A 21,576-nucleotide genomic window follows, 5' to 3' on the forward strand; every position below is an offset into this window, starting at 1 on the left:
CCCGTTGGCGTCGCGCAATGCGCGCGGCCCTGCAAGGAGGTCATCATGGGTGCTCCCAAGACCGGCAATGTAAGGAACGTGGTGCTCGTAGGCCAAGGCGGGGTGGGCAAGACTTCACTCGCCGAGGCCATGCTCCACCTTTCTGGCAAGACCGCCCGCCTGGGCGGCCACGACGGCACCAAGCCCACGCTCGACTATGACCCCGAAGAGGTCAAGCGTGCATTTTCCATCTCGACGACCATTGCACCGATCGACTGGAAGGGCGCGCGCATCAATGTGCTCGATGCCCCGTGTTACCCCGATTTTATCGGCGACGCCTTTGCCGCGATGAGCGTCTGCGAGACGGCTCTGTTTGTGGTCGACGCCGAGGCCGGCCCGCAGCCTACGACGGTTAAGCTCTGGTATGCCGCCGAGGACCTGCGCTTGGCGCGTGCGGTGTTCGTAAACCGCCTGTCGCGCTCCGAGGCCAGCTTTGCGACCACGATGGACCTGCTGCAGGAGCGCTTTGGCACGCGATTGGGCGCCGTGACCCTTCCCTGGGGCGAGGGCGAGGACTTTGACGGCATTATCGACCTGGTGCGCATGAAGGCGCGCCATTGCAACGGCACCGAAGCCGTTGAGTCGGAGATTCCCGAGGAGTATCGTGCCCAGGCCGAGGAGGCCCATGACCATCTGTGCGAGTTGGTGGCCGAGGCCGACGATGAGCTGATGATGAAGTACCTGGAAGGCGAGGAGACGCTGACGCAGGAGGAGCTTGAGGGCTTGCTGTCGAAGGCGATTGCCGAGCGCATCTTTGTGCCGGTCTTTGCGGGCGATTGCATCAAGGAGCAGGGCGTCAACTCGCTGATGGACGACATCGCGACGTACTTCCCGGCGCCGACCGACTACGGTGAGATGCCGCTTATCGACGGCGATTCGCTTAAGATCTCGAGTGACGATGACCGTCCGGTGGCGTTTGTGTTTAAGACCTTGGCCGATCCGCAGCAGGGTCGCATCAGCTTTATCAAGGTGCTGACGGGTACGCTTGAGCCGGGTCTTGAGCTGATCAACGCGCGTACCCGCAAGGGCGACCGTCTGGCTCACCTGTATGTGATGTGCGGCCGCGACATGACCGAGGTCGGTCACGCCTATGCCGGCGACATTATCGTGGCACCCAAGCTGGCGGCCGAGACGGGCGATACGCTCTCGATTACCGGCAAGGTCGAGGCTGCGGCGTTTAAGTTCCCCAACTCGCAGTACCGCATTGCCATCGAGGCCGAGAATCGCGGCGACGAAGAGAAGCTCTACACGTTTATCGAGAAGGCCTGCAAGGCCGATCCGACCATGAGCATCGACCGCGACGAGGAGACCGGCCAGACCATTATCTCCGCCGTTGGTGAGGCGCAGGTTTCGGTGCTGCTCAACCGTCTGGAGGACCGCACCAAGGTCGTTGCCAAGAGCGTGCCGATCCGCATCCCGTATCGCGAGACCATCCGCCGCACGGCGAGCGCTCAGGGCCGCCACAAGAAGCAGACCGGTGGCGCCGGTCAGTATGGCGACTGCTGGCTGCGCGTTGAGCCGCTCATTGGGCCCGACGGCACGAGCGATGGCTATGAGTTTGTGGACGAGGTCGTAGGTGGCCGTATTCCGCGCTCGCTGATCCCCGCCGTGGACAAGGGTGTCCAGGAGACCATGAAGGACGGTATTATTGCCGGCTATCCGCTCACGGGCATTCGCGTGGCTGTGTACGACGGCTCGTATCACAGCGTCGACTCCAACGAGATGGCGTTCCGCGCGGCGGCTCGCATCGGCCTGCGCAAGGCATGCGCCGATGCCGATCCGGTGGTGCTGGAGCCCATCGAGGAAATCACGGTGACTATCCCCGAGAGCTACGCCGGCGCCGTGATGGGCGACATCTCGGCATCGCGCGGTCGCGTGACGGGCATGGAGACCGATGAGCGCGGAGACACCGTGGTCATCGCCCAGGCGCCGCTGGCCGAGCTGACGGATTACTCGACGCGCCTGCGCTCTATCACGCGCGGCACGGGTGACTTTACCATGAAGCCCGCTGGCTATGAGCAGGTGCCTTATGACGTTCAGGCCAAGCTGGTCGAGCGCTATGAGGAGGGCCGCGCCAAGTAGCGTGTGGTTTTGCCTGCAATGTGGACGCTGACGAAAAGGCCGCCCTGGGTAATCCAGGGCGGCCTTTTTTGATCCCATGGGGACGGAGGAAAACGAATCATTTTTGGGTTACGGGCGGTGCGGTCGGCACTAGTCTCCGGATGCCTGGTTGCGGCCGGTGGCGTAGTCGATCTGCACGTGCGGCTGCAGGTTGTAGCAGTACACGTGGAAGCAGAGGGTCTTGCCGTGGTCCTCGACCGATTGCGCCTCAAGGCGCACGCCGCGGCAGACAAGTTCCTCTTCGTTATACATGGGTGTGACGCGATAGAGCACGTGGTTGCCCGTCTCGCGGATGTAGCCGAGAATCTGCTCCTCAAACGGCAGCATGCCTGTCTCGTTGAGATAACGCGTGCCGGTGAGGAGATTCTTGCGGTTGGCGTTTTCGCCGCAGAGCGACCAGGCGATGAGGTGGCAGCGGTTGTAGAGGCTCTGGCCCGGAATAAAGTCGTAGCGCTGCTGGCGCCATCCAGCGGGATGGATACGCGAGATATCGCCGCGCTCGCCTTGACCGAGTGATTCGGGGCCCACGCAGGCGAGCGCTTTGCGGGTGCGGCCCAGGCTGTCAAGCTTGGAGAACTTCTTAAAGCAACCCTCTTCTGTAGCGCGCTCGTATTCATCGAGCGTGAATGATGGTGTGCCGAGCGGGTGCGTGCTGTCGGCGCGCAGGGCAACGTAGGGGTTGCCGGCGTAGTCGGGAATGCTGCTGAGATAAACACCGCGGGCGCGGTTGAGGTCGGGGTTTTCGACCTCGTCGATGGGGGCAGCGGCGCTGTCCGCGGAAGCGCCGTCGCCGGTGTCGGTTGCGGCGGAATCGGAGCCATCGCCAGAGTCCTGGCTGTTTTGAGGGTCCGGGGAGCTCGCCGTTCCTGATTCGAGCCGATCGACCAGGTCCGCCTCGTCGTCGGTGCGGCTGGGACTTTCGTTTTGTTTTTCGGCCAGAGCTGCCGCCTGTTCATCACTTTGCGGCGACAACAACTTGGGCGCTCCGTCGAGCGACCCTGTGAACAGCGCAAACCCCAGCACCACGGCGGCGCCGATGGAAAGTACTTGCTTGTAGGCGGACTTGCGCGACATTGCGGCTCCTGGATGGACGGTTGGGAATCTACCAGTCTAGCAGGAGCCGGCAGGGGCCGTTCTGTCGAACAAATACTCAAGATTTGGGATAGACGCTACTGATTCATTTGCCTCATATGGAGCTGCGGCGGTTGTGAATGTGGGGCTATTCGGCGTTTCCCCAGATAAAACCTACCAAAACAAATCTGTCCCTTATTGGCAGGTTAATCGTGAGTTATTTCACCGCAACTTAGGGCACGGTTAGGAAGTGTGCACCTTAAAGAGTGGTGCCCTTGATTAGAGAGGTTGCGCTCGTCTCTCTAATTGTCTCTTTAAAGAGAAAGCCAGTTAAAGAGATAACATTGGGCTATCTAACAGTGAATTCGATACATCTCTCTAAATGTCTCTCTAAAATAAGGTGCTTATCTCTCTAAAGTTAGAGAGATAAATCTATTGTTTTAGAGAGACGGAATGCCAAAATTCGTCCGTCAGCTACCATCTGCCAAAATGGCGGATAAAGGACTCATCGAAGTAATGGGCTCATTGACGAGCCACAACCGCCGATATCGGAAGAAGTAGATGCAGCCGGGTCGCCCTTCTAGTGTCTCTCGAAGTTAGATGGGTGCTAGAGGGGCGACTGTCTCGCGATATTTCCCCAGATAAAACCTGCCAAAATAAACCTGTCCCTTTTTGGTAGGTCAGTTAACGCAGTCCAGGTTGAGCATATGCGAGCGAGCAGGCTCCGGGTGCGGTAAGGTGACGTGAAACAAGCGGGCGCTGACCTTTTGGTCGCGCCCGTGAAGTTGAACGTCAGATTGCCGTGCCCGGGGCCTGCGCAGCGCCGAGCAGTTACGCCGTTTGTAAAACGGCGTAACCTAAAGGTTCATGTTGCCGTGGATGTAGGGGGTGACCTCGGGGGAGATATGGTCGCAGCCCAGCTCGCGCAGCGCGGACTCGATGGCGGCGGGCAGCGGGGTCTTGCCCTTGTCGTCGACAGCGACACCGCCGAGGGCGGCAATCTTGGCGACATCTGCGGGCGCGGCCTCGATATGCATGCAGCCGCCGACCAGACGTGCGCGGACCTGAGCCAAGTCAAGATCGTGCAGGTAATCCTCGCAGGCGCGGATTAAATCGACCTTCTCGCGCGTGAGCTCCTCGCCCGTGGGGACGCGCGTGGCAAGACATGCTCCCGCCGGCAGGTTCCAAACGGGATAGCCCCATGCGCGCAGCAGCTCGCGCTCTTCGTCCTTGGTAAAGCCGACCTCCATGAGAGGGGAGCGTACGCCGAGCTCTTCGGCGGCGCGCATGCCGGGACGGTAATCGCCGCGGTCGCTCGCGTTGCTGCCATCGATGACGGTGGGAAAGCCGAGCGACTTGGCGTGGTTGACGATGGCGGTAAAGCCGGCGTGCTTGCAGTGGTAGCAGCGATTAGCATCGTTGCAGGCTACTTGGGGGAGCTGCAGCTGATCCACCGAAAGATTGAGCACGGGGAGCTTAAAATGTGCCCCTTCGTTGGCTTGTCCATCAACGGACCGCTCAAACGAAGCCTGTTCGGGCGTGCCGATGAGCGGTGTGGTGAGATGGACAAGGAGGGTATTGGTAGGCATGATGCGGGCGCATACGGCGGCCAAAAAGCTGCTGTCGACGCCACCGGAAAACCCGATAGCCACGCGTCCGTATGCCAAAAGCAGCTGTTCGAGCGCCGATAGCTTGTCTTGAAGCTCCTCTGCGGGTGCCGTGGTGTCTAAAATCATGAAACGTTCCTTACCATTGAGTACTCGGTCGAAAACTATAATCCTAATGCGTTACTTGCCATAAGTCTTCTATCTATGTAACGAAAGTGCAATATGCTATATACGTTATATACAAGTTTGTAAGTGCGGTAGAGTGGTAGTAACACAATCCGGTGAGGGGACCGATATGATCAAGGCTGTTATTTTTGACATGGATGGAACGCTGGTCGATACCGAGCGTTTGGGGATTAAGGCCTGGAAGGCAGGCGCCGCTGAGCTGGGGCTCGCGATTGATGAAGCGCTGATCCATCAGTTTATCGGCCGCACGCTGCCCGATGTTATGGACATCCTTGATAAGCATTACGGCAGCCATGAAACCACCGAGGCGATCTATCGTCGCCACAAGGAGATTCGCGACGAGATGGTCAAGACCGAACTGGAACTTAAGGCCGGTGCCGCCGAGTGCCTAGACGAGCTGCTGGCTGCGGGCTATCACGTGGGTCTAGCGACGTCGTCGCGCCTCGTTACGGCCGAGCGCAACCTTAAGATGGTCGGTCTTTTTGACAAGTTTGAAACGGTAACGTGTGGCGAGGACGTCGTGCACGGCAAGCCCGACCCCGAGATGTATCTGCTCGCCTGCGAGCGCGCGGGCTTTGCTCCCGAGGAATGTGCCGTGGTCGAGGATTCGCGCAACGGCTGCGTCTCGGGCATCACGGCCGGCTGTCACGTCTTTGCCGTCCCCGATATTGTGCCGCTGCCGCAGGACGTGGTGGATGGCTGCGAGGCCGTGCTCGATACGCTATTCGACCTGGCGGCGGCAGTCAAGGCCGTGCGCTAGACAATTGCGGTGTTGAAACGAGCAATTGCTCACGTTTGCGCTTAAGCAAAAGGGGCCGGCAATAGTCGGGCCCCTTTTGCTTAAGCGGCGACTTAGCATACTCGCGGGCGTGCTATAGATACGCACCGAGGTTGATGGCCGTGGCGTCGGTCTGGCTGCTTGCCTGGGTGCTGGCGCGTTCCAGTAGGAACGGACGTACCAGTTCTTGGCGGTTGATATCCTCGGCGGCGACTGCGGTGACGGTACGCGCTGCGGAGCCGACACGGATATGCTTGATCTTTGCCGGGGCCTTGTTCTCGATTTGCTCCATCAGCAGTTGGACACCCTTGCGGCCAATCTCGTAGCCCGGGGGCGCTACCGTAGTGAGCGGGACCGATCCGCTCCAAGCGAGCGGGTTGCCATCGCAACCTGCTACGCGTACTTGCCCGGGGACGGCGATGCCCTTGTCGACCAGTGCCGAAACGACGCCCGAGGCCAACACATCGGTCAGGCCGACGACAAAATCGGGACGTTCGTCCGCGGGGCGCTCGGCGATTTGGCTGCCGATACCATAGCCGTCGGCCGCCGTGTTCCACTCGCCGGCGTCGATGACTTCGATCTTGATATCGGGGTGCAGGGCGAGCGCCTTATGAATGCCAAGGACGCGCAGGGTGAGTTGCATAAATGCTGCTCGGCCGACGACGACAATATGGTGCGCGCCGCGGGCGATAGCAAGTTCGGCAATGATGCGACCCTGGGCCTCGTTGTCGGCCGCTACGTAGTAGCCGGGCTCGGAGCAATGGATGTCCAGATGGACGATCGGCACGGGCATCTTGGTCATGGCGGGGTGCCAGTCGGGGGATGCCATGGGCTGAACCATGACGCCGGACATCTGGGTGCCCATAAAGTAGCGCAGGTAATGGTCCTCGAGAATATCGTCGTTATCGGCGTTGGCGATGAGCAAGTCGTAGCCGTGCTTGCGGGCCTCGTTGTGGGCGCCGCTGGCGATTTGGAGCGAAAAGCCGTGATCGAGACGGGGGAGCACCAGGCCAAAGGACTTGGTGGCGCCGCCCGCGAGCTGACGGGCGCTTTGATTGGGCAGGTAGCCAAGGCGATTGATGGTCTCGTTGATGAGCTTGAGGGTTTCGGGGCGCAGCTTTTCGGGGTGGTTGAGCGCGTTGGAAACCGTGCCCAACGAAACCCCGGCTTCGCGCGCGACGTCGCTGATTTTAACCTTTGCCATAGCGGCCCCTTTGATGCGTTTCAAGTACAAGCCAGATTGTAGCATCCCAAACCTTCCAAAAAGGGACAGGTTTATTTTGGCAGGTTTTATCTGGGGAAACGCTGTTGCCAGCGCGACCACCACGAAGGGGGCAGGTACCTTTGTGGTGGTTTGGACCGGCTGGACGTGTGTGCATCGAGTGGTATCTAAGTTGAGATACCACTTCTGGTATATCAGCTTGCGTTTGCGTGAGTACAATACTCGAACGTTGTACGTCTCAGCGCCCTTTGTGCGTGGACGTCTTGCAGTCACGCGAACGAAGGGATTTATCTTATGTGCGGAATCGTCGGCTACACCGGCTCTGATATTGCAAAGAACATCCTGGTCACGGGCCTCAAGCGTATGGAGTATCGCGGCTATGACTCCTCGGGCGTCGCGCTCGAGGTGGGCGAGGGCGCCGCGGCGCACCTCGACGTCATCCGCCGCGTGGGCAAGGTCGCGGGCTTGGAGAGTGAGCTTTCCAACATCGACAGCGACGCTACCTGCGGTATCGGCCACACCCGTTGGGCCACCCACGGCAAGCCCTCCGTCGTTAACGCTCACCCCCACACCAGCTGCGACGGTCGTATCGCCATCGTCCACAACGGCATCATCGAGAACTTCGCCGAGCTGCGCGAAGAGCTGGAGGGCCGCGGCCACCACTTTAAGAGCGAGACCGATACCGAGGTCTTCGCGCATCTGATCGAAGAGGCTTATGCCGAGACGCACGACCTGATGGCCTCCGTGCGCGAGGCGTGCACCCACGTAGTCGGTGCCTATGGTCTGGCCGCCGTGTGCGCTGACGAGTCCGGCGTGATCGCCGTGGCCCGCAAGGATTCCCCGATCGTAGTCGGCGTGGGCGAAACCGGCTCCTATGTTGCTTCCGATGTCATCGCGCTCATCGACGCCACCCGCGATGTCGTGGTGCTCGAGGACGGTCAGTTTGCCAAGCTCACGCCCGCAGGCGTCGAGTACACCGACGACGCCGGCAACGTTATCGAGCCCAAGGTCACCCACATCGACTGGGACCTGGACATGGCAGAAAAGGGCGGTTATCCCGACTTTATGCTCAAAGAGATTCACGAGCAGCCGCGCGTCGTGCGCGACACGCTGGTTGGTCGTATGACGCCGGCCGGCGAGCTCGACATCGACGAGCTGGGCCTTTCGCTCGAGGAACTCAACGACATCGACCGCGTCTACGTGATCGCTTGCGGCACCAGCTATCACGCTGGCCTCATTGCCAAGAATCTCATTGAGGGCTGGGCTCGCATCCCCACCGAGGTGGAGGCGGCCAGCGAGTTCCGCTATCGCAACCCCATCATCACGCCGACGACGCTCGTCGTGGCCGTGTCCCAGTCGGGCGAGACGGCCGACACTCTCGCCGCCATCCGCGACGCGCGCATCAAGGGCGCCAAGGTCTTCGGCATCACCAACGTGGTGGGCAGCCCCGTGGCGCGTGAGAGCGACGGCGTCATCTACACCAAAGCCAACAAGGAGATCGCGGTCGCCTCGACCAAGAGCTTCATCGGCCAGGTTGTGAGCCTGACGCTGCTGGCCCTGCTGCTGGCGCAGGTCAAGTACCGCCTGACCACCAAACAGGCACGCATGCTGTTCCGCGAGCTTTCCGATACGGCCGAGCAGATCCAGTGGATTTTGGATACCCAGACCGAGGCCGTTCATGAGGCTGCCCTGCTGTGCAAGGACGCGCAGTCGGCGCTGTTCGTGGGCCGTGGCATGGGTGCCGCTATTTCCTACGAGGGTGCGCTCAAGCTCAAGGAAGTCAGCTACCTGCACGCCGAGGCATATGCCGCCGGTGAGATGAAGCATGGCCCCATTGCCCTGATCGACCCGGGCTTCCCTGTCATCGCTGTGGCCACCAAGAGCGCCACCTACGACAAGACCGTGTCGAACCTTATGGAGTGCAAGGCGCGCGGCGCCAAGGTCATCGTCGTTGCCACCGAGGGCGACGAGGAGATCAACAAGATCGCCGACTGCATCATCCGCGTGCCGGCAGTCCGCGACGTGTTCAGCCCCATCACGGCGAGCGTTCCTCTGCAGCTGCTCGCACGCGAGGTCGCCATCCTGCGCGGCTGCGACGTCGACCAGCCCCGCAACCTGGCGAAAAGCGTTACTGTCGAGTAGTTGGTTCCGCCGTTCTAGCGACTAAGGCCCGGCTCCGCATCAAGACGGAGCCGGGCCTTTTCTGCATTTGCCCAGATAAAACCTGCCAAAATGAACCTGTCCCTTTTTGGCAGGTTAGCGGAGCTTACTGGTCTCGAAGTACTCGGGGAACTGGTCCAGAACCTCGGTTTGGTTGCGGAACATCATGTGCAGGTGCTTGCTGACCAAAAAGCTCGCTTCGATGGGGTCGCGACCGGCGATAGCGCGGCGAATCTGCTTGTGCTCGTTCACGATGTCCTGATTGTCGAGAACCTGCGTGGCGGCGCGCAGCCAGCGGAAGCGCTCCAGGTCGGCATTGGTCTCTTCGAGCCACGACCACACGGTGCTGCGACATGCGATGCTAAAAATCATGTGATGCATGAGGTTGTCGCTCAAAAAGAAGCCGATGCGATCCTCCTCGGCCATGGCCTTTTCCTGCAGCACGATGGCGCGGTCGAGCTGCTCGATGCCGGCCGACGTGGCGCGCGCACAGCACTCCACAATCACCTGCTTTTCCAGATGCTCGCGGATGTAACAGGCACTCTCGGCAAGGGTGAGGTTGATGGGTGAGACGTAGGTGCCGCTCTGGGGCACGGTGCGCACCAGGCCTTCCTGCGCCAAGCGAACCAAAGCCTCGCGCACGGGCGTGCGACCCATATCTAGGTCGTCGCAAAGCTGCTTGACGCCCAGCTTTTCGCCCGGCTTGTAGTCCAGGTAGACGATTTTGCGTCGAATGGTGTGATAGGACTGGTCCTGTAGGCTCGTTTCCTGCTCGCCGACGTGCATCGATTCTTCCATAGCGCCTCGCAACTGTTCTATCAAACTCATATGTCAGTTGTTAATTATGCCGCGAATCAGCTCTCCGCGGTGGGTAATTCGGCTGTTGCCTGAGAACTATTGCGGCATCTTAGTCTGTGTTTGCGCAAGGCTGCGCTCAATGTTGCCGTATCATAAGCCGTCGCAAACGTGAAATAGAAAGAAGGAATCCCATATGCAACTGGCAAACATCGTACGCGAGCGCTGGAAAGGCGTCTTGTTCTGCCTGATCATCGCCATTCCCGCGACGTTGCTCGGCAAACAAATTGAGGTGGTCGGCGGTCCGGTATTTGCCATCCTCTTTGGCATGGTCCTGGCGCTCGTCTTTCCCAAGAATCGTCGCGAACAGCTCACCGCCGGCGTTACCTATACGTCCAAAAAAGTCTTGCAGTACGCGGTTATCCTGCTTGGCTTTGGCATGAACCTCTCCCAGATTCTGTCCAAGGGCGCCCAGTCGCTACCGATTATCGTGGCAACGATCTCGACCTCGCTTGTCATCGCCTTTGTGCTCTGCCGCGTTATGAACGTGCCGGGCAAGATCGCGACGCTTGTAGGTGTGGGTTCGTCGATTTGCGGCGGTTCTGCCATTGCTGCGACCGCGCCCGTCATCGATGCCGACGATCGCGAGATTGCCCAGGCCATTTCGGTCATCTTTCTGTTTAACGTTATCGCGGCGCTCGTGTTTCCGACGCTCGGCGGCATGCTCGGGCTGACCAACGAGGGCTTCGGCCTGTTTGCCGGTACCGCCATCAACGACACCTCGTCCGTAACGGCTGCGGCGAGCGCTTGGGACAGCATGCATCCCGGCGCCAATGTGCTCGAGAGCGCCACGGTGGTCAAGCTCACCAGGACGCTGGCCATTATTCCCATCACGTTGGTTCTCACATGCTGGCAGATGCATCTGGCGCGCAAGGCCGGCGGCGACGCCAAAAGCACGTTCTCGCTTAAACGCGCGTTTCCCATGTTCGTGCTGTTCTTTGTGCTGGCGAGCGTGATCACCACGGTGTTTCAGCTTCCTGTGTCCATCACGGCGCCCATCAAGGAGCTGTCAAAGTTCTTAATCGTGATGGCCATGGCGGCTATTGGTTTTAATACCGATATCGTCGAGCTGGTCAAAAAGGGCGGCAAGCCCATCGCATTGGGCTTTTGCTGCTGGATTGGCATTGCGTGCATGAGTTTGGGAATGCAGCACGTGCTGGGAATCTGGTAGAGAAGTAGCTTGTTTGCGTGCTGCGTGCTGGTGAGCGCATTCTCACGGTGGAGCGATAGGAGCTCTTGCGGGTATGGCTTGTCCGCAGGTTTATAAGTCCCGAAGAGCTCTTATCGCCCCGCCAGGATGGCGATGCGGGGCAACACCTATACTCGCAGGACGGCGCTTTCTGCCCTATAGTGTTTGGTGAGCAATATCGTTCAATTTTGAAACACTCGGTCGTGCGACCGTCGGCGGTTGCACGTCGCTGCGGACAGGGGCAAATCATGGATAGCGATGCCAAGCTGAACATCTTGACCGATGCCCTAGCTGCCGCCGGGGCCTCGGCATTGGCAATCGATGCGCATGGGGACGTCGCGATCTCGACCGTGAATGACGTGGCGCTTGAGCGGGATGTGGCGGTTTTTGTCGCTGAGCGCCTCGACCGTATAGGAGACGGTGCGCGTCTGGTTATGGGGCGTGCGGGTACGCGCCTGAGCCTGACCGTTCGCCCCACCGACAAAGAGGGCGGGGGCCTTTGGGTCGTCGTGGTCCGCGAGGTGCGCGGCGCCGCGGCGCATGCGGGCATCGAGTGGCTCAACGCCGACGAAGTTGAGGTCCGCTACGAATCGAGCGCGTACGGCATCGTTGAGGGGGCGGCCTCGGTGGCTGCGCCGGTTGCAGAGAGTTACGCGCGCGGTGTGCCCCTTATGCTCGAGGGCGAGCTGGGAGCGGGTCAGGTCGAGATCGCCAAGCGCCTCTATCTGGACGGTCCTTTTGCCGGTCAGCCCTTTGTTTCCGTCGCGCTCGATGAACTCACCGATCGCGGTTGGCGCCATGTGCTCAAAAGCGCCGAATCGCCGCTGTTCCAAACGGGGCTGACCCTTTGCATTGAGGACTGGAATGCGGTTGGTCCCCAACGCCTCCGCGAGCTCGTTTCCACGATGGCCGACACCGCGTTGGCGACGCGCTGCCATGTGGTGCTGACGGCGAATGACATGCCGGGCGGCAGCGAAAGTGATCAAGCCGCTTTTGTGACCGAGCGCTTCGCCTGTGCGGTGAGCGTGGCGCCGGCAATCGCCGAGCAGGGAGCCGCGTCGAAGAAGGTTGCGCGCTATTTGGAATATCTCGCTGACGCATTTGGGACGTCAGCGCCCACGCTGTCTGCCGCGGCGGCGAAGACGCTCGATGCTTACCGCTGGCCGCGCAATTATCTGCAGCTCCGCGAGGTCTCGGAACGACTGTATATATTGGTGGGGGCGGGCACGGTGGACCGCACTGTGGCGGAGGAAGTGCTCGCCCAAGAGGACGTGATTAAGACCGCAACCTTTGGCGCCCCGACACTCGAAAGTGACCTGTATATCCTGCGACCGCTGGCCGATACCGAGCGAGATATCGCGCATTTGGTTGTAGACCATCTCCACGGCAACCGAACCCGTGCGGCGGAGGTGCTGGGCATAAGCCGTACAACGCTGTGGCGCTTGCTGAAGGACGACGACCGTTGAGCGAGGCGCCCGTGACCGCGCGCGACGCGTGTGCTACAGTCCAAAGCGTTATTGTTTCGATTTGGTTACGGCGTGCGAGGGCAAATGGCTGAGACTTCAAAACCGAGCCGCAGAAGGCGGAGCGCCGCGCCGGTTAACCGGCGCACGACATCGGTGACGTGGGGCAAACACGCCTCGGCGTTTGATGGCTCGTTCAAACGCACTAAATATGGCTATCCATCGGCAAGCGCTCGCTTGGCCATGCGGGCCGAGTCGTCGCTGTGGGGCCGCAAGCGCGTGGTGGGCTCAAAGCTCAAGCACGACGGCACGCTCGGTTACATCAGCCGCGGGGCGGCTCGCCGCAGCGGGCTCAATCCGGCTGGTTGGCATCGTTATGTTCCGATCGCGGTCGCCGTTGCAGTGATCGTCATCGCACTCGCTGCGCTTGGCTACGCCGGCGGTGGCGCCAACTTGGACGCAGTGTTTAAATCGCCCGAGCTCGCGCATGCAGGCACAGAAGTTATCGAGGGCGCTCAGACCCAGACGGGCGTCGCGCCCCAGCGCGGTATCGTTGCGGCGGCCTCCACCATCGCCGATGCACAAAAGGACGAAGACAAGCAAGGCGACGACGCCGAAACGACCCAGACAAGCGAAGCGACGACAACTCAAATATCAACATAGCTTGCCGGCAGAAGGGGACGTTCCTTTTCTGCCGGCAGTTTGGGACACTCCTGCGCTACTTGACGTACACCACGTTGTCGCGGCGGGGTTTGGGCTCGGGTAGCGTGTCCTCGGCATAGCCCAGAATGCAGTGGCCGACGCCGCGCAGGCTGCCGTCGGCGGGCAGGCCCCAGCTGGCCAGCAGCTCCAGGCCCTCGGGCGAGTCAAAGACCTCATGCGCGCGGTGAATCCAGCACGAATCGACACCCAGTGCATAGGCGGCGTTGAGCAAGTTGCCCATGGCGAGCGAGCCGTCTTCCAGATGTGTGGGCACGCTGCGGTCAACCAACACCACAACAACGGTCTTGGCGCCATAGAAGGGGTCGCCGTTGCTGCCCATGACCTGGGCGTTGAGCTGTGAGAGACGCTCGACGGTCGCGGGGTCGGTGACGGCGACAAACGTCACCGGCTGGCGGCCCATGCCGCTCGGTGCATATTGGCCGGCTTCGATAATACGTGCAAGCTTTTCGGCCTCGACGGGACGATCGCTGTAGTTGCGGCAGCTGCGGCGGTGAATGAGTGCTTCGATAGTCTCCATGGTGTCTCCTTGCGGTGGCGTTGCAGATGCCCCGTTCATACCCGCCGGGCTTAAACGATAGACGGTCAATTGCCCGGCCAAAAGGATAGATTCCAATTGGGAAAGTAGGTTTGCATAAAAGTACCTTCAGAATGTGACAAACAAATGGGATGGTTAAACGTTTTATCCCGTCTACCCTGCGGTTTTTTACCACTTGCCTAAATGACGAACGCATAACCTCTGATAAAGGTTTTACTAAAGGAGCACCAACGTTTATCAATGCGCCGTGGTGGCGCCGGGCCAGGAGGTAACATCATGTTCCAGGCTGGAGATGTCGTCGAGACCGATTTCGAAGGATTTCTGAAGCTGCTGCGTTCCAAGACGCGCGCTTTCGTGTCGATCAACGATCACGAGTACTACATCACGCACACCGATGGCTATTGGCGTGTTCAGGATTGCGAGGCCCTCAACGAGAAGGGCCACTTTACTGACTGCTCCGAGCTGGTCAACACGGTCTGCGAGGTCGTCGAGCTGCCGTGGATTGCCGGCAAAAGCCTGCATGACAGCTTCTCGGGTGCTACGGTCTATGAGGCCGTCGCCGCTTAACAGGCAATAAAACCCGATTTTCACGTGACCGCTGGCGCCGCCCCCGCGCCGGCGGTCTTTTTTGTCGATATGCTTATGTAGAGCCGACCATAAACAACGAGCGTATTGACGATAGTCAAAACTCGGACTAATGTAGAGATATAAATTGGTCAAAACTCGGACTATCGAATGGTGGGAGAGATGAATAGTGCAGTTAGCCTGGTCGATTTCGACCGGATGCTTAACGGGCTTGACCGTATCTATTCGGAGTTCGCGCGTACCTGCGGTCTTTCGGACTGCGCCTACTGGATGCTCGTCGACACGAGTGCAGCGGGCGGAAGCGTTGCCGTGAGTCGGCTGACGAGTGAATGGTTCTACAGCAAACAGACCATCAATTCGGCGATCAAGACGCTTAGGGCGCGAGGGCTTGCGACGTTGGAGTTTGCCGAGGGCAGTCGTAAGAACAAGGTTGTGCGATTGACCGAAGAAGGCGTGCGGTTTGCCAAGCGCTACGCGTTACCGGCGCAAAAAGCCGAGCAACAGGCATTCGAAGCGCTCGAGCCGTGGGAACAGCGCGAGATCATGCGCCTGGTCGGTAAATTCTCCCATGTTCTGAACGAAGAGTGCGAGGCATTTAAACGGCAAGTGGCCGCCGAGAACGAGGCTGACGATAAGGGCGAGGGGGACACATGCGACTCTTAATGAGGTTTATGAGGCCGTACCGCGGTCTGATTGCGGTGACGCTGTTTGCGGTGCTGATAGATAACGTCGGTACGCTGTTGGTTCCCACGATGCTGGCGAACATGGTCAACACCGGTATTACCACGGGCGATGTCGACTATATTTTACGTAACGGCCTGTACATGCTTATCGCGACCGGCATGGCCAGCGGCGGCACGGTGCTGGGCTGCTATCTTTCGGCGCGCCTGGCCGCCAACGTGGCCTGCGATATCCGCAATGCCGTGTACGACAAGTCGCTCGAGCTGTCCGCCAGCGACTTTGAGCGCTTTGGCACGGGTTCGATGATCACACGCTCGCTCAACGACATCAACGTGATTCAGCAAGCTGTCCTTCAGACGATTCAGCTGGTGTTGCCGGTGCCATTCTTGGTCGTGGCAGGCATCATTTTTGCTTGGTTCATCGATCCCGCCATGGGCACGCTGCTGGGCGTGGTGGTTGCGATCGTGCTGGTTGCGGCGGTCTTTACGGTGGCTAACGCCGCGCCGATTTTTATGCGCCTGCAGAGCTTTATCGACCGCATGAACGTGGTGCTGCGCGAGAACATCGTGGGCGTGCGCGTCATCCGCGCATTTAACAAGGAGCGCCACGAGGAGCAGCGCCTGGACGAGGTGTTTAGCGATTACGCGGCCAACGCCATCAAGGTCAACCACCTGTTTGTGGGTCTCGACAGTTCCAGCTTCTTTTTGATGAATATCGCCGAGGTGGCGGTGCTGTGGGTGGGCGGCAACCGCGTGGGCGTCCACGCCATGCAGATTGCGAGTATCTCGGCGGTGCTGGAGTATGCAATTCTGATCCTGTTCTTTGTGATGATGGCGCAGATGGTGGTGCTGACACTTCCGCGCGCCGCCGCATGTCTGAAGCGCGCGCAGCAGGTGCTGGAGATCGAGCCGAGCATCGTGGACGGTGACCGCACGCTGGATGACGGGGCGCGCGAGCCCCAAGACGAAGCCGATGCGGTGGCCGTGTTCGACCACATGTCGTTTCGCTTTGACGATGCCGACGAGGACACTCTGTGCGACCTGAGCTTTGCCTGCCGTCGCGGTCAGACGACTGCGATCGTTGGCTCGACAGGCTCGGGCAAATCGACGGTGGCAAAGCTTCTGCTGCGCTTCCACGATGCCACCAAGGGCTCCATTCGCCTGAATGGTGTGGACCTGCGCGAGCTTACGCAAGACGAAATCCGCGGGCGCATTGCCTATGTGCCGCAGAAGGCGTGGCTGTTCTCGGGCACTGTGGCAAGCAATCTGCGCTTTGGCAACGAAGACGCGACTGAGGCCGACATGCTTCATGCGCTCCAGGTTGCCCAGAGCACCTTTGTGCTCGATCAGCCGCAGGGGATCGATACCCCGGTGGCGCAGGGCGGTACGAACTTTTCGGGCGGCCAGCGCCAGCGTTTGGCAATCGCCCGTGCGCTCATGAAGCATGCCGATCTATATATCTTCGATGACAGTTTTTCGGCCCTGGACTTTAAGACCGATGCCGCCCTGCGTCATGCGTTGCAAGACGAGATGCGTGACGCTGCGGTGCTCATCATCGCGCAGCGCATCTCGACGATCTTGCACGCCGACCAGATCGTCGTGCTCAAGGATGGCGAGGTTGTGGGTCTGGGCACGCATGGCGAGCTTATGGAAACCTGCGAGGTGTACCGCGCCATCGCGGAATCGCAGATGAAGGGAGGTGAGTAGCATGACCGAGGAGCTCAAGAAGCGGGGCGGCGTTGATGACGCCGCTGCCGCGGGACTGGTCGAGGAAACGGCTGCCGCGTCGACCGAGCTGGATGACGCCGCCAAGGCTGCAGCCGAGCGCGAGGCTCGCCGCCAAGCGCTCTACGAGGAAAACGAACGTGCCGAGGACGAGCGCGCCCGCGCCGAGGCAGAGCGTATGCGCGACGTGGACGACGAAGACGAGGACGAGACACCTCGGGATACCTGGGCGACGGTGCGCCGCCTGTGGAGTGAGGCTGCCGGCGACCATTGGCGCTTCTATATCGTGTTTGCGAGTATTGTGTTCTATGCCATCTTTAACACCGCTGCGCCGGCATATAGCGCTCGCGTGATCGATGAGCTGTGGGGCCACATTCAGGTGGCGTTTGCCAACGACACCACCTTCAACATCACCTGGGAGAACTGCGGCAGGACCATCTTCATCTACTTTATGATCTGGACGGCCGCCGCCTCGTTCTACGCGCTCCAGAGCTTTTTGATGTCGAGCGTGGCCGAACGCCTCAATCTGCGCCTGCGCAACCGCATCGCGCAAAAGCTCAACCGTCTGCCGCTCGCCTATTTTGACGCGCATCGTCCCGGCGAGGTCGTCAGCCGCGCGACCAACGACCTGGACAAGATGTCCGAGAGCATGCAGCGCGGATTGCTGCAGCTGCTCGTGTCGATCGGCACGGTTGTTGGTGCTGTGAGCGTGATGTTCGTGTTCAGCGTGCAGCTTACGCTCGTCTTTCTGTTCTTTACGGCACTGTCGCTGCTGGTGACGAAGGTCGTCTCGCGCCGCACACACGATGTGACGGGCGAGCGCCAGGAGTGGGTGTCCAAGATTACGAGTGCGGTCGAGGAAGGCTATTCGGGCCGTCTGGTGATCCGCGCGTTTAACCGCGAACGTCAGAGCTCCGCTGAGGTGCACGAGGCTTCGAAGGAACTGGCTCGTGTGAGCACCAAGGCCGACTTTATGATTAACGCCGTCGGCCCCGCGGTGCGCTTTATCGGCCGCCTGGCACAGATCGTGATTGCGATTGTGGGCTGCAGTATGCTGGTTGCCGGCCACATGACCGTCGGCGTGTTCCAGGCGTTCTTCCAGTTTATCTACGAGGCATCCGAGCCCATGACGCAGTTGTCGTTTACCTTCAACTCGCTGCAGAGCGCACTGGCGAGTGCAGAGCGCGTGTTTGACCTGCTCGATGAGCCCGAGATGGAGGCCGATCCGCTGCCGGACAAGGCCGCCAAGCTGCCGGGTCGCGTGGAGGGCCGCGTCTCCTTTGAGCATGTGCGCTTTGGTTATTCGCCCGACAAGCCGCTTATGCGCGACGTGTCGTTTACCGCCGAGCCGGGCCAGAAGATTGCCGTGGTGGGAACCACGGGCGCGGGCAAGACGACGCTCATCAACCTGCTCATGCGCTTCTACGAGATTGACGGCGGGCGTATTACGCTCGACGGCGTGGATACGAGCCGCATGGACCGCGGCGAGCTACGGCAGCAGTTTGGCATGGTGCTGCAGGACGCCTGGCTGTTCGATGGCACGATTGCCGAAAACATCGCCTACGGCTGTCCCGAGGCGACGCGCGACGAGATCGTGGCCGCCGCTCGTGCCGCGCAGGTCGACTTCTTTGTGCGCACCATGCCGCAGGGCTACGACACGCGCGTGGCCAACGATGCCGAAAGCATCAGCCAGGGCCAGCGTCAGCTGCTGACCATCGCACGCGTGCTGCTCAACAACCCGGCGATTCTCATCCTGGACGAGGCGACCTCAAGCGTGGACACGCGTACCGAGCTTGCCATCGGCCGTGCCATGGATGCGCTTATGCGCGGGCGCACGAGCTTTGTGATCGCACACCGCCTGTCGACGATTGTGGATGCCGACCTGATCTTGGTCATGGATCACGGCAACATTATCGAGCAGGGCACGCATAAGGAGCTGCTGGCTGCCGAGGGTGCCTACGCCGACCTCTATCTGAGCCAGTTCGCATAATGTGACAAAGGGACAGTCCCACATGTCGCATCAACGCAAAGGCGCGCCGGGGATGAATTCCCTGGCGCGCCTTCTTGCGTTGATGCCGATGTCGTTTTGTGCCGCTTGCGTTCCTAGCGCTCGTCCACGAGCTTGGCGACGAGGGCTTTGAGCTCGGCCACCTCTCGCTCGAGTTCCTTGACGCGGCGGGCATTCTCGGTGATGCCCTGGCGGTTGAGGGCACTCTGCTCGGCGGCGTCATCGGGCATGTACTCGCGATGCTGCTTGGCGTCGAAACTCTCCTCGAACACGCGGCAGCCGTTGCGCTTGATGATGCGTCCCGGCACGCCCACGACGGTGCAGTTGTCGGGCACGTCCTTAACGACGACCGAGTTGCCGCCGATTTTGACGTTGTTGCCGATGCGGATGTTGCCGAGCACCTTGGCGCCCGTGCCCACGGTGACGTTGTTGCCTAGGGTGGGGTGGCGCTTGCCGGTCTCGTTGCCGGTACCGCCGAGCGTGACGCCCTGGTAGAGCACGCAGTTGTCACCCACAATGGTGGTCTCGCCGATGACGACGCCCATGGCGTGGTCGATAAAGAAATGCTTGCCGATCTGTGCGGCGGGATGAATCTCGACGCCGGTGATGTGACGGGTGATTTGCGAGAGCACGCGGGCGAGCGAGCGATGACCGTGCTCCCAGAGCCAGTGCTCGGGCACGTGGTTCCACTTGGCGTGCAGGCCAGGATAGGAAAGGAAGATGACCAGACCGTTTTGCGCGGCGGGGTCCTGCGCTTGGACGGTCTTGATGTCCTCGCGAATGGTATTGATAAAGCTCACCGGCCGCCCTCCCTTAGCGCCATGGCAATGCGATTCAATAAAGTATAGCGATTCGCTAGGGATTAGGAAGGACAATCTTGGCGGCATTGCGCGACAGGTGTCAGTTATGCAAACTTGCTGGTAATGGAGTCATGCTTTTGTGGGGTTGCGCACGAGGGGACGCCGCAACCGTATACTGGTCAACTTGGACGTATCCGCGCCCACAACTGAGAGGTTTTACTTCATGGGTTTCATTAATTTTATCGCCGAGCTGCTCAAAGACCCGCGCACCGCGATTGCCAGCTGGATCGCCGCCGGCCCGCTTATGGCCTACGGCTGCGTGTTCCTGATCATCTTTATCGAGACGGGCGTGGTGTTCTTCCCGTTCCTTCCCGGTGATTCGCTGCTGTTTGCTTCGGGCTTCTTTGCCCACAACGGTGGCTTTAACATCGTGGCTTTGCTGGCCGCCGCATGGGCTGCTGCCATCTTGGGCGATCAGTGCAACTTTATGATCGGTCACTTCTTTGGCCGCAAGATCATCGCTTCGGGTAAGGTCAAGGCCATGACGCCCGAGCGCATTAAAAAGTCCGAGGACTTCTTGGACAAGTGGGGCCACCTGGCCATTTTCCTCGGCCGCTTCTTCCCGTTTATCCGCACCTTTGTGCCCTTTATCGCCGGCATGGGCGGCATGCACTGGCGCAACTTTGTCATCTTTAACGTGCTGGGTGGCATTACCTGGTCAACGCTCTTTACGCTGCTGGGCTACTTCTTTGGCGGCATTCCCTTTGTGCAGGAGCACTTTGAGCTGCTGATTATCGGCATCGTTGCCGTGTCGATCATCCCGACCGTGGTCGGTCTGGTCAAGGCTAAGCTGGGTAAATAGAACGCGTAGCTCGAGCCAGCGCGCAAACCGTGCAGTTGAGGCCCGTCGCCGTTTACGGTGGCGGGCCTCTTTAGTTTCAAGACTTTAGTCCGCTGGCCGCGCAGCGGCCAGCTTTAAACCACCCGCTACGCGGGTGGAGACAAACGGCTTTACAAAGCCACCCCTCCGACCGATATTGACGATTGTTCAGGCCGTCAAGAATTCGAGTCGAAGGGGTGGTCGCCATGGCCCAGAAGGCCTACAGCCTTTCCCACACGAAGTGGATGTGCAAGTACCACATCGTGTTCACGCCGAAGTATAGGCGCAAAGTGATCTACAACCAAATCAGGAGCGACATAGGGGAGATCCTCAGGAAGCTGTGCGAGTACAAGGGGATCGAGATAATCGAGGGGCACCTGATGCCCGACCACGTGCACGTGCTGCTGGCGATCCCGCCGAAGTACAGCGTCGCGAGCGTCATGGGCTACCTGAAGGGGAAGAGCTCGCTGATGATATTCGACAGGCACGCCAACCTCAAGTACAAGTTCGGCAACAGGAAGTTCTGGGCGGAGGGCTACTACGTGTCCGCCGTCGGCCTGAACGAGGCGACGATCGCCAAGTACATCAGGGAGCAGGAGTCCCACGACATCGCGCTGGACAAGCTGAGCGTGAAGGAGTACGAGGACCCCTTCAAGAGGGGGTGATGCTGCCGGTTCGACCGGCGCGCCACGGGTCAAGATGCACTAGGCCTGGACGAAGTCCGGGCCCGCGCCTTTAGACGCGAGCCCGGGGCCCGTGGGTTATACCCTAAGAGCAAACCACCCTTTTTAAGGGTGGTTCTGATTTCAGCCAAATGAAAATACTTTACTTAGTTAAAGAAAAGCGTTTTATCAGACGCGTACGGGGAGTACAATCTCGTGCATGCGAATCGACGTGCCATCGGCTTTGATGCTGCCCGCGTGTCCTGCCCGGCTCTACGCTTCCGGGT

At 60.1% G+C, this 21,576-nt stretch carries 18 protein-coding genes; 12 read left to right on the forward strand and 6 right to left on the reverse strand.

From position 1 onward, the window contains the following. Nucleotides 1-45: 45 nt before the first annotated feature. The gene (locus tag AAAX59_RS05145) at nucleotides 46-2,121 is read left to right on the forward strand and encodes an elongation factor G (protein ID WP_128620655.1); all 2,076 of its coding nucleotides are present in this window, start codon (nucleotides 46-48) and stop codon (nucleotides 2,119-2,121) included. 129 nt (nucleotides 2,122-2,250) lie between these two features. On the opposite strand, the gene AAAX59_RS05150 is transcribed toward AAAX59_RS05145, so the two are convergent. Beyond that, a complete protein-coding gene (locus AAAX59_RS05150) occupies nucleotides 2,251-3,234 on the reverse strand; it encodes a DNA/RNA non-specific endonuclease (protein ID WP_349070975.1) in 984 nt (327 codons plus the stop codon). 854 nt (nucleotides 3,235-4,088) lie between these two features. Then, the gene (locus tag AAAX59_RS05155; RefSeq protein WP_349070977.1) at nucleotides 4,089-4,967 is read right to left on the reverse strand and encodes an ATP-dependent sacrificial sulfur transferase LarE; all 879 of its coding nucleotides are present in this window, start codon (nucleotides 4,965-4,967) and stop codon (nucleotides 4,089-4,091) included. Nucleotides 4,968-5,133: 166 nt separating this feature from the next. Here AAAX59_RS05155 and AAAX59_RS05160 point away from each other — a divergent pair, with 166 nt between their 5' ends. Beyond that, entirely contained in the window at nucleotides 5,134-5,784 is a 651-nt protein-coding gene (locus AAAX59_RS05160) for an HAD family phosphatase (protein ID WP_161115403.1), read from the forward strand. Between the two features lie 112 nt (nucleotides 5,785-5,896). Here the strand turns inward: AAAX59_RS05160 and AAAX59_RS05165 are convergent, their stop codons facing one another. After that, nucleotides 5,897-7,006 carry a LacI family DNA-binding transcriptional regulator gene (locus tag AAAX59_RS05165; protein WP_349070978.1) on the reverse strand — a complete coding sequence of 370 codons (1,110 nt, stop codon included), beginning with the start codon at nucleotides 7,004-7,006 and terminating at the stop codon, nucleotides 5,897-5,899. A gap of 312 nt (nucleotides 7,007-7,318) precedes the next feature. Between AAAX59_RS05165 and glmS the strand changes: the two genes are divergently transcribed. Beyond that, complete coding sequence (glmS, locus tag AAAX59_RS05170; protein ID WP_349070980.1) at nucleotides 7,319-9,166, forward strand: glutamine--fructose-6-phosphate transaminase (isomerizing); 1,848 nt, start codon at nucleotides 7,319-7,321, stop codon at nucleotides 9,164-9,166. A 114-nt stretch (nucleotides 9,167-9,280) separates the two neighbouring features. Here glmS and AAAX59_RS05175 read toward each other — a convergent pair whose 3' ends face one another. Further along, complete coding sequence (locus AAAX59_RS05175) at nucleotides 9,281-9,982, reverse strand: GntR family transcriptional regulator (protein WP_050766156.1); 702 nt, start codon at nucleotides 9,980-9,982, stop codon at nucleotides 9,281-9,283. Between the two features lie 193 nt (nucleotides 9,983-10,175). Here AAAX59_RS05175 and AAAX59_RS05180 point away from each other — a divergent pair, with 193 nt between their 5' ends. From AAAX59_RS05180 to AAAX59_RS05190, 3 genes are all read left to right on the forward strand, one after another. Further along, a complete protein-coding gene (locus AAAX59_RS05180) occupies nucleotides 10,176-11,210 on the forward strand; it encodes a YeiH family protein (protein ID WP_349070982.1) in 1,035 nt (344 codons plus the stop codon). A 266-nt stretch (nucleotides 11,211-11,476) separates the two neighbouring features. Beyond that, a complete protein-coding gene (locus tag AAAX59_RS05185; protein WP_349070984.1) occupies nucleotides 11,477-12,694 on the forward strand; it encodes a helix-turn-helix domain-containing protein in 1,218 nt (405 codons plus the stop codon). A gap of 153 nt (nucleotides 12,695-12,847) precedes the next feature. Further along, the gene (locus AAAX59_RS05190) at nucleotides 12,848-13,354 is read left to right on the forward strand and encodes a hypothetical protein (protein WP_349070985.1); all 507 of its coding nucleotides are present in this window, start codon (nucleotides 12,848-12,850) and stop codon (nucleotides 13,352-13,354) included. A gap of 55 nt (nucleotides 13,355-13,409) precedes the next feature. Here AAAX59_RS05190 and AAAX59_RS05195 read toward each other — a convergent pair whose 3' ends face one another. Further along, nucleotides 13,410-13,931: a nitroreductase family protein gene (locus AAAX59_RS05195; protein WP_349070986.1), complete on the reverse strand. Its 522-nt coding sequence runs from the start codon at nucleotides 13,929-13,931 to the stop codon at nucleotides 13,410-13,412. Nucleotides 13,932-14,225: 294 nt separating this feature from the next. On the opposite strand from AAAX59_RS05195, the gene AAAX59_RS05200 reads away from it, so the two are divergent. The 4 genes from AAAX59_RS05200 to AAAX59_RS05215 all read left to right on the forward strand — a co-directional run bounded on the left by AAAX59_RS05200 (nucleotide 14,226) and on the right by AAAX59_RS05215 (nucleotide 18,929). Next, nucleotides 14,226-14,516 carry a CDP-alcohol phosphatidyltransferase gene (locus AAAX59_RS05200; RefSeq protein WP_349070988.1) on the forward strand — a complete coding sequence of 97 codons (291 nt, stop codon included), beginning with the start codon at nucleotides 14,226-14,228 and terminating at the stop codon, nucleotides 14,514-14,516. Nucleotides 14,517-14,696: 180 nt separating this feature from the next. Beyond that, complete coding sequence (locus AAAX59_RS05205) at nucleotides 14,697-15,197, forward strand: MarR family winged helix-turn-helix transcriptional regulator (protein ID WP_215693539.1); 501 nt, start codon at nucleotides 14,697-14,699, stop codon at nucleotides 15,195-15,197. 8 nt (nucleotides 15,198-15,205) lie between these two features. Continuing rightward, complete coding sequence (locus AAAX59_RS05210) at nucleotides 15,206-16,921, forward strand: ABC transporter ATP-binding protein (protein WP_349070990.1); 1,716 nt, start codon at nucleotides 15,206-15,208, stop codon at nucleotides 16,919-16,921. A gap of 1 nt (nucleotide 16,922) precedes the next feature. Further along, nucleotides 16,923-18,929 carry an ABC transporter ATP-binding protein gene (locus tag AAAX59_RS05215; RefSeq protein WP_349070992.1) on the forward strand — a complete coding sequence of 669 codons (2,007 nt, stop codon included), beginning with the start codon at nucleotides 16,923-16,925 and terminating at the stop codon, nucleotides 18,927-18,929. 113 nt (nucleotides 18,930-19,042) lie between these two features. On the opposite strand, the gene cysE is transcribed toward AAAX59_RS05215, so the two are convergent. Further along, the gene (gene cysE / locus AAAX59_RS05220; RefSeq protein WP_035138740.1) at nucleotides 19,043-19,747 is read right to left on the reverse strand and encodes a serine O-acetyltransferase; all 705 of its coding nucleotides are present in this window, start codon (nucleotides 19,745-19,747) and stop codon (nucleotides 19,043-19,045) included. 223 nt (nucleotides 19,748-19,970) lie between these two features. On the opposite strand from cysE, the gene AAAX59_RS05225 reads away from it, so the two are divergent. Both AAAX59_RS05225 and tnpA read left to right on the forward strand, forming a co-directional pair. After that, nucleotides 19,971-20,609 carry a VTT domain-containing protein gene (locus AAAX59_RS05225; RefSeq protein WP_349070993.1) on the forward strand — a complete coding sequence of 213 codons (639 nt, stop codon included), beginning with the start codon at nucleotides 19,971-19,973 and terminating at the stop codon, nucleotides 20,607-20,609. Nucleotides 20,610-20,833: 224 nt separating this feature from the next. After that, on the forward strand, nucleotides 20,834-21,292 hold the full coding sequence (gene tnpA, locus AAAX59_RS05230; protein ID WP_349070994.1) for an IS200/IS605 family transposase: 459 nt from the start codon (nucleotides 20,834-20,836) through the stop codon (nucleotides 21,290-21,292). Nucleotides 21,293-21,576: the final 284 nt, after the last annotated feature.

The sequence above is a fragment of the Collinsella sp. CLA-ER-H2 genome, assembly GCF_040092405.1.
In the GTDB taxonomy this organism is placed as follows: Bacteria; Actinomycetota; Coriobacteriia; order Coriobacteriales; family Coriobacteriaceae; genus Collinsella.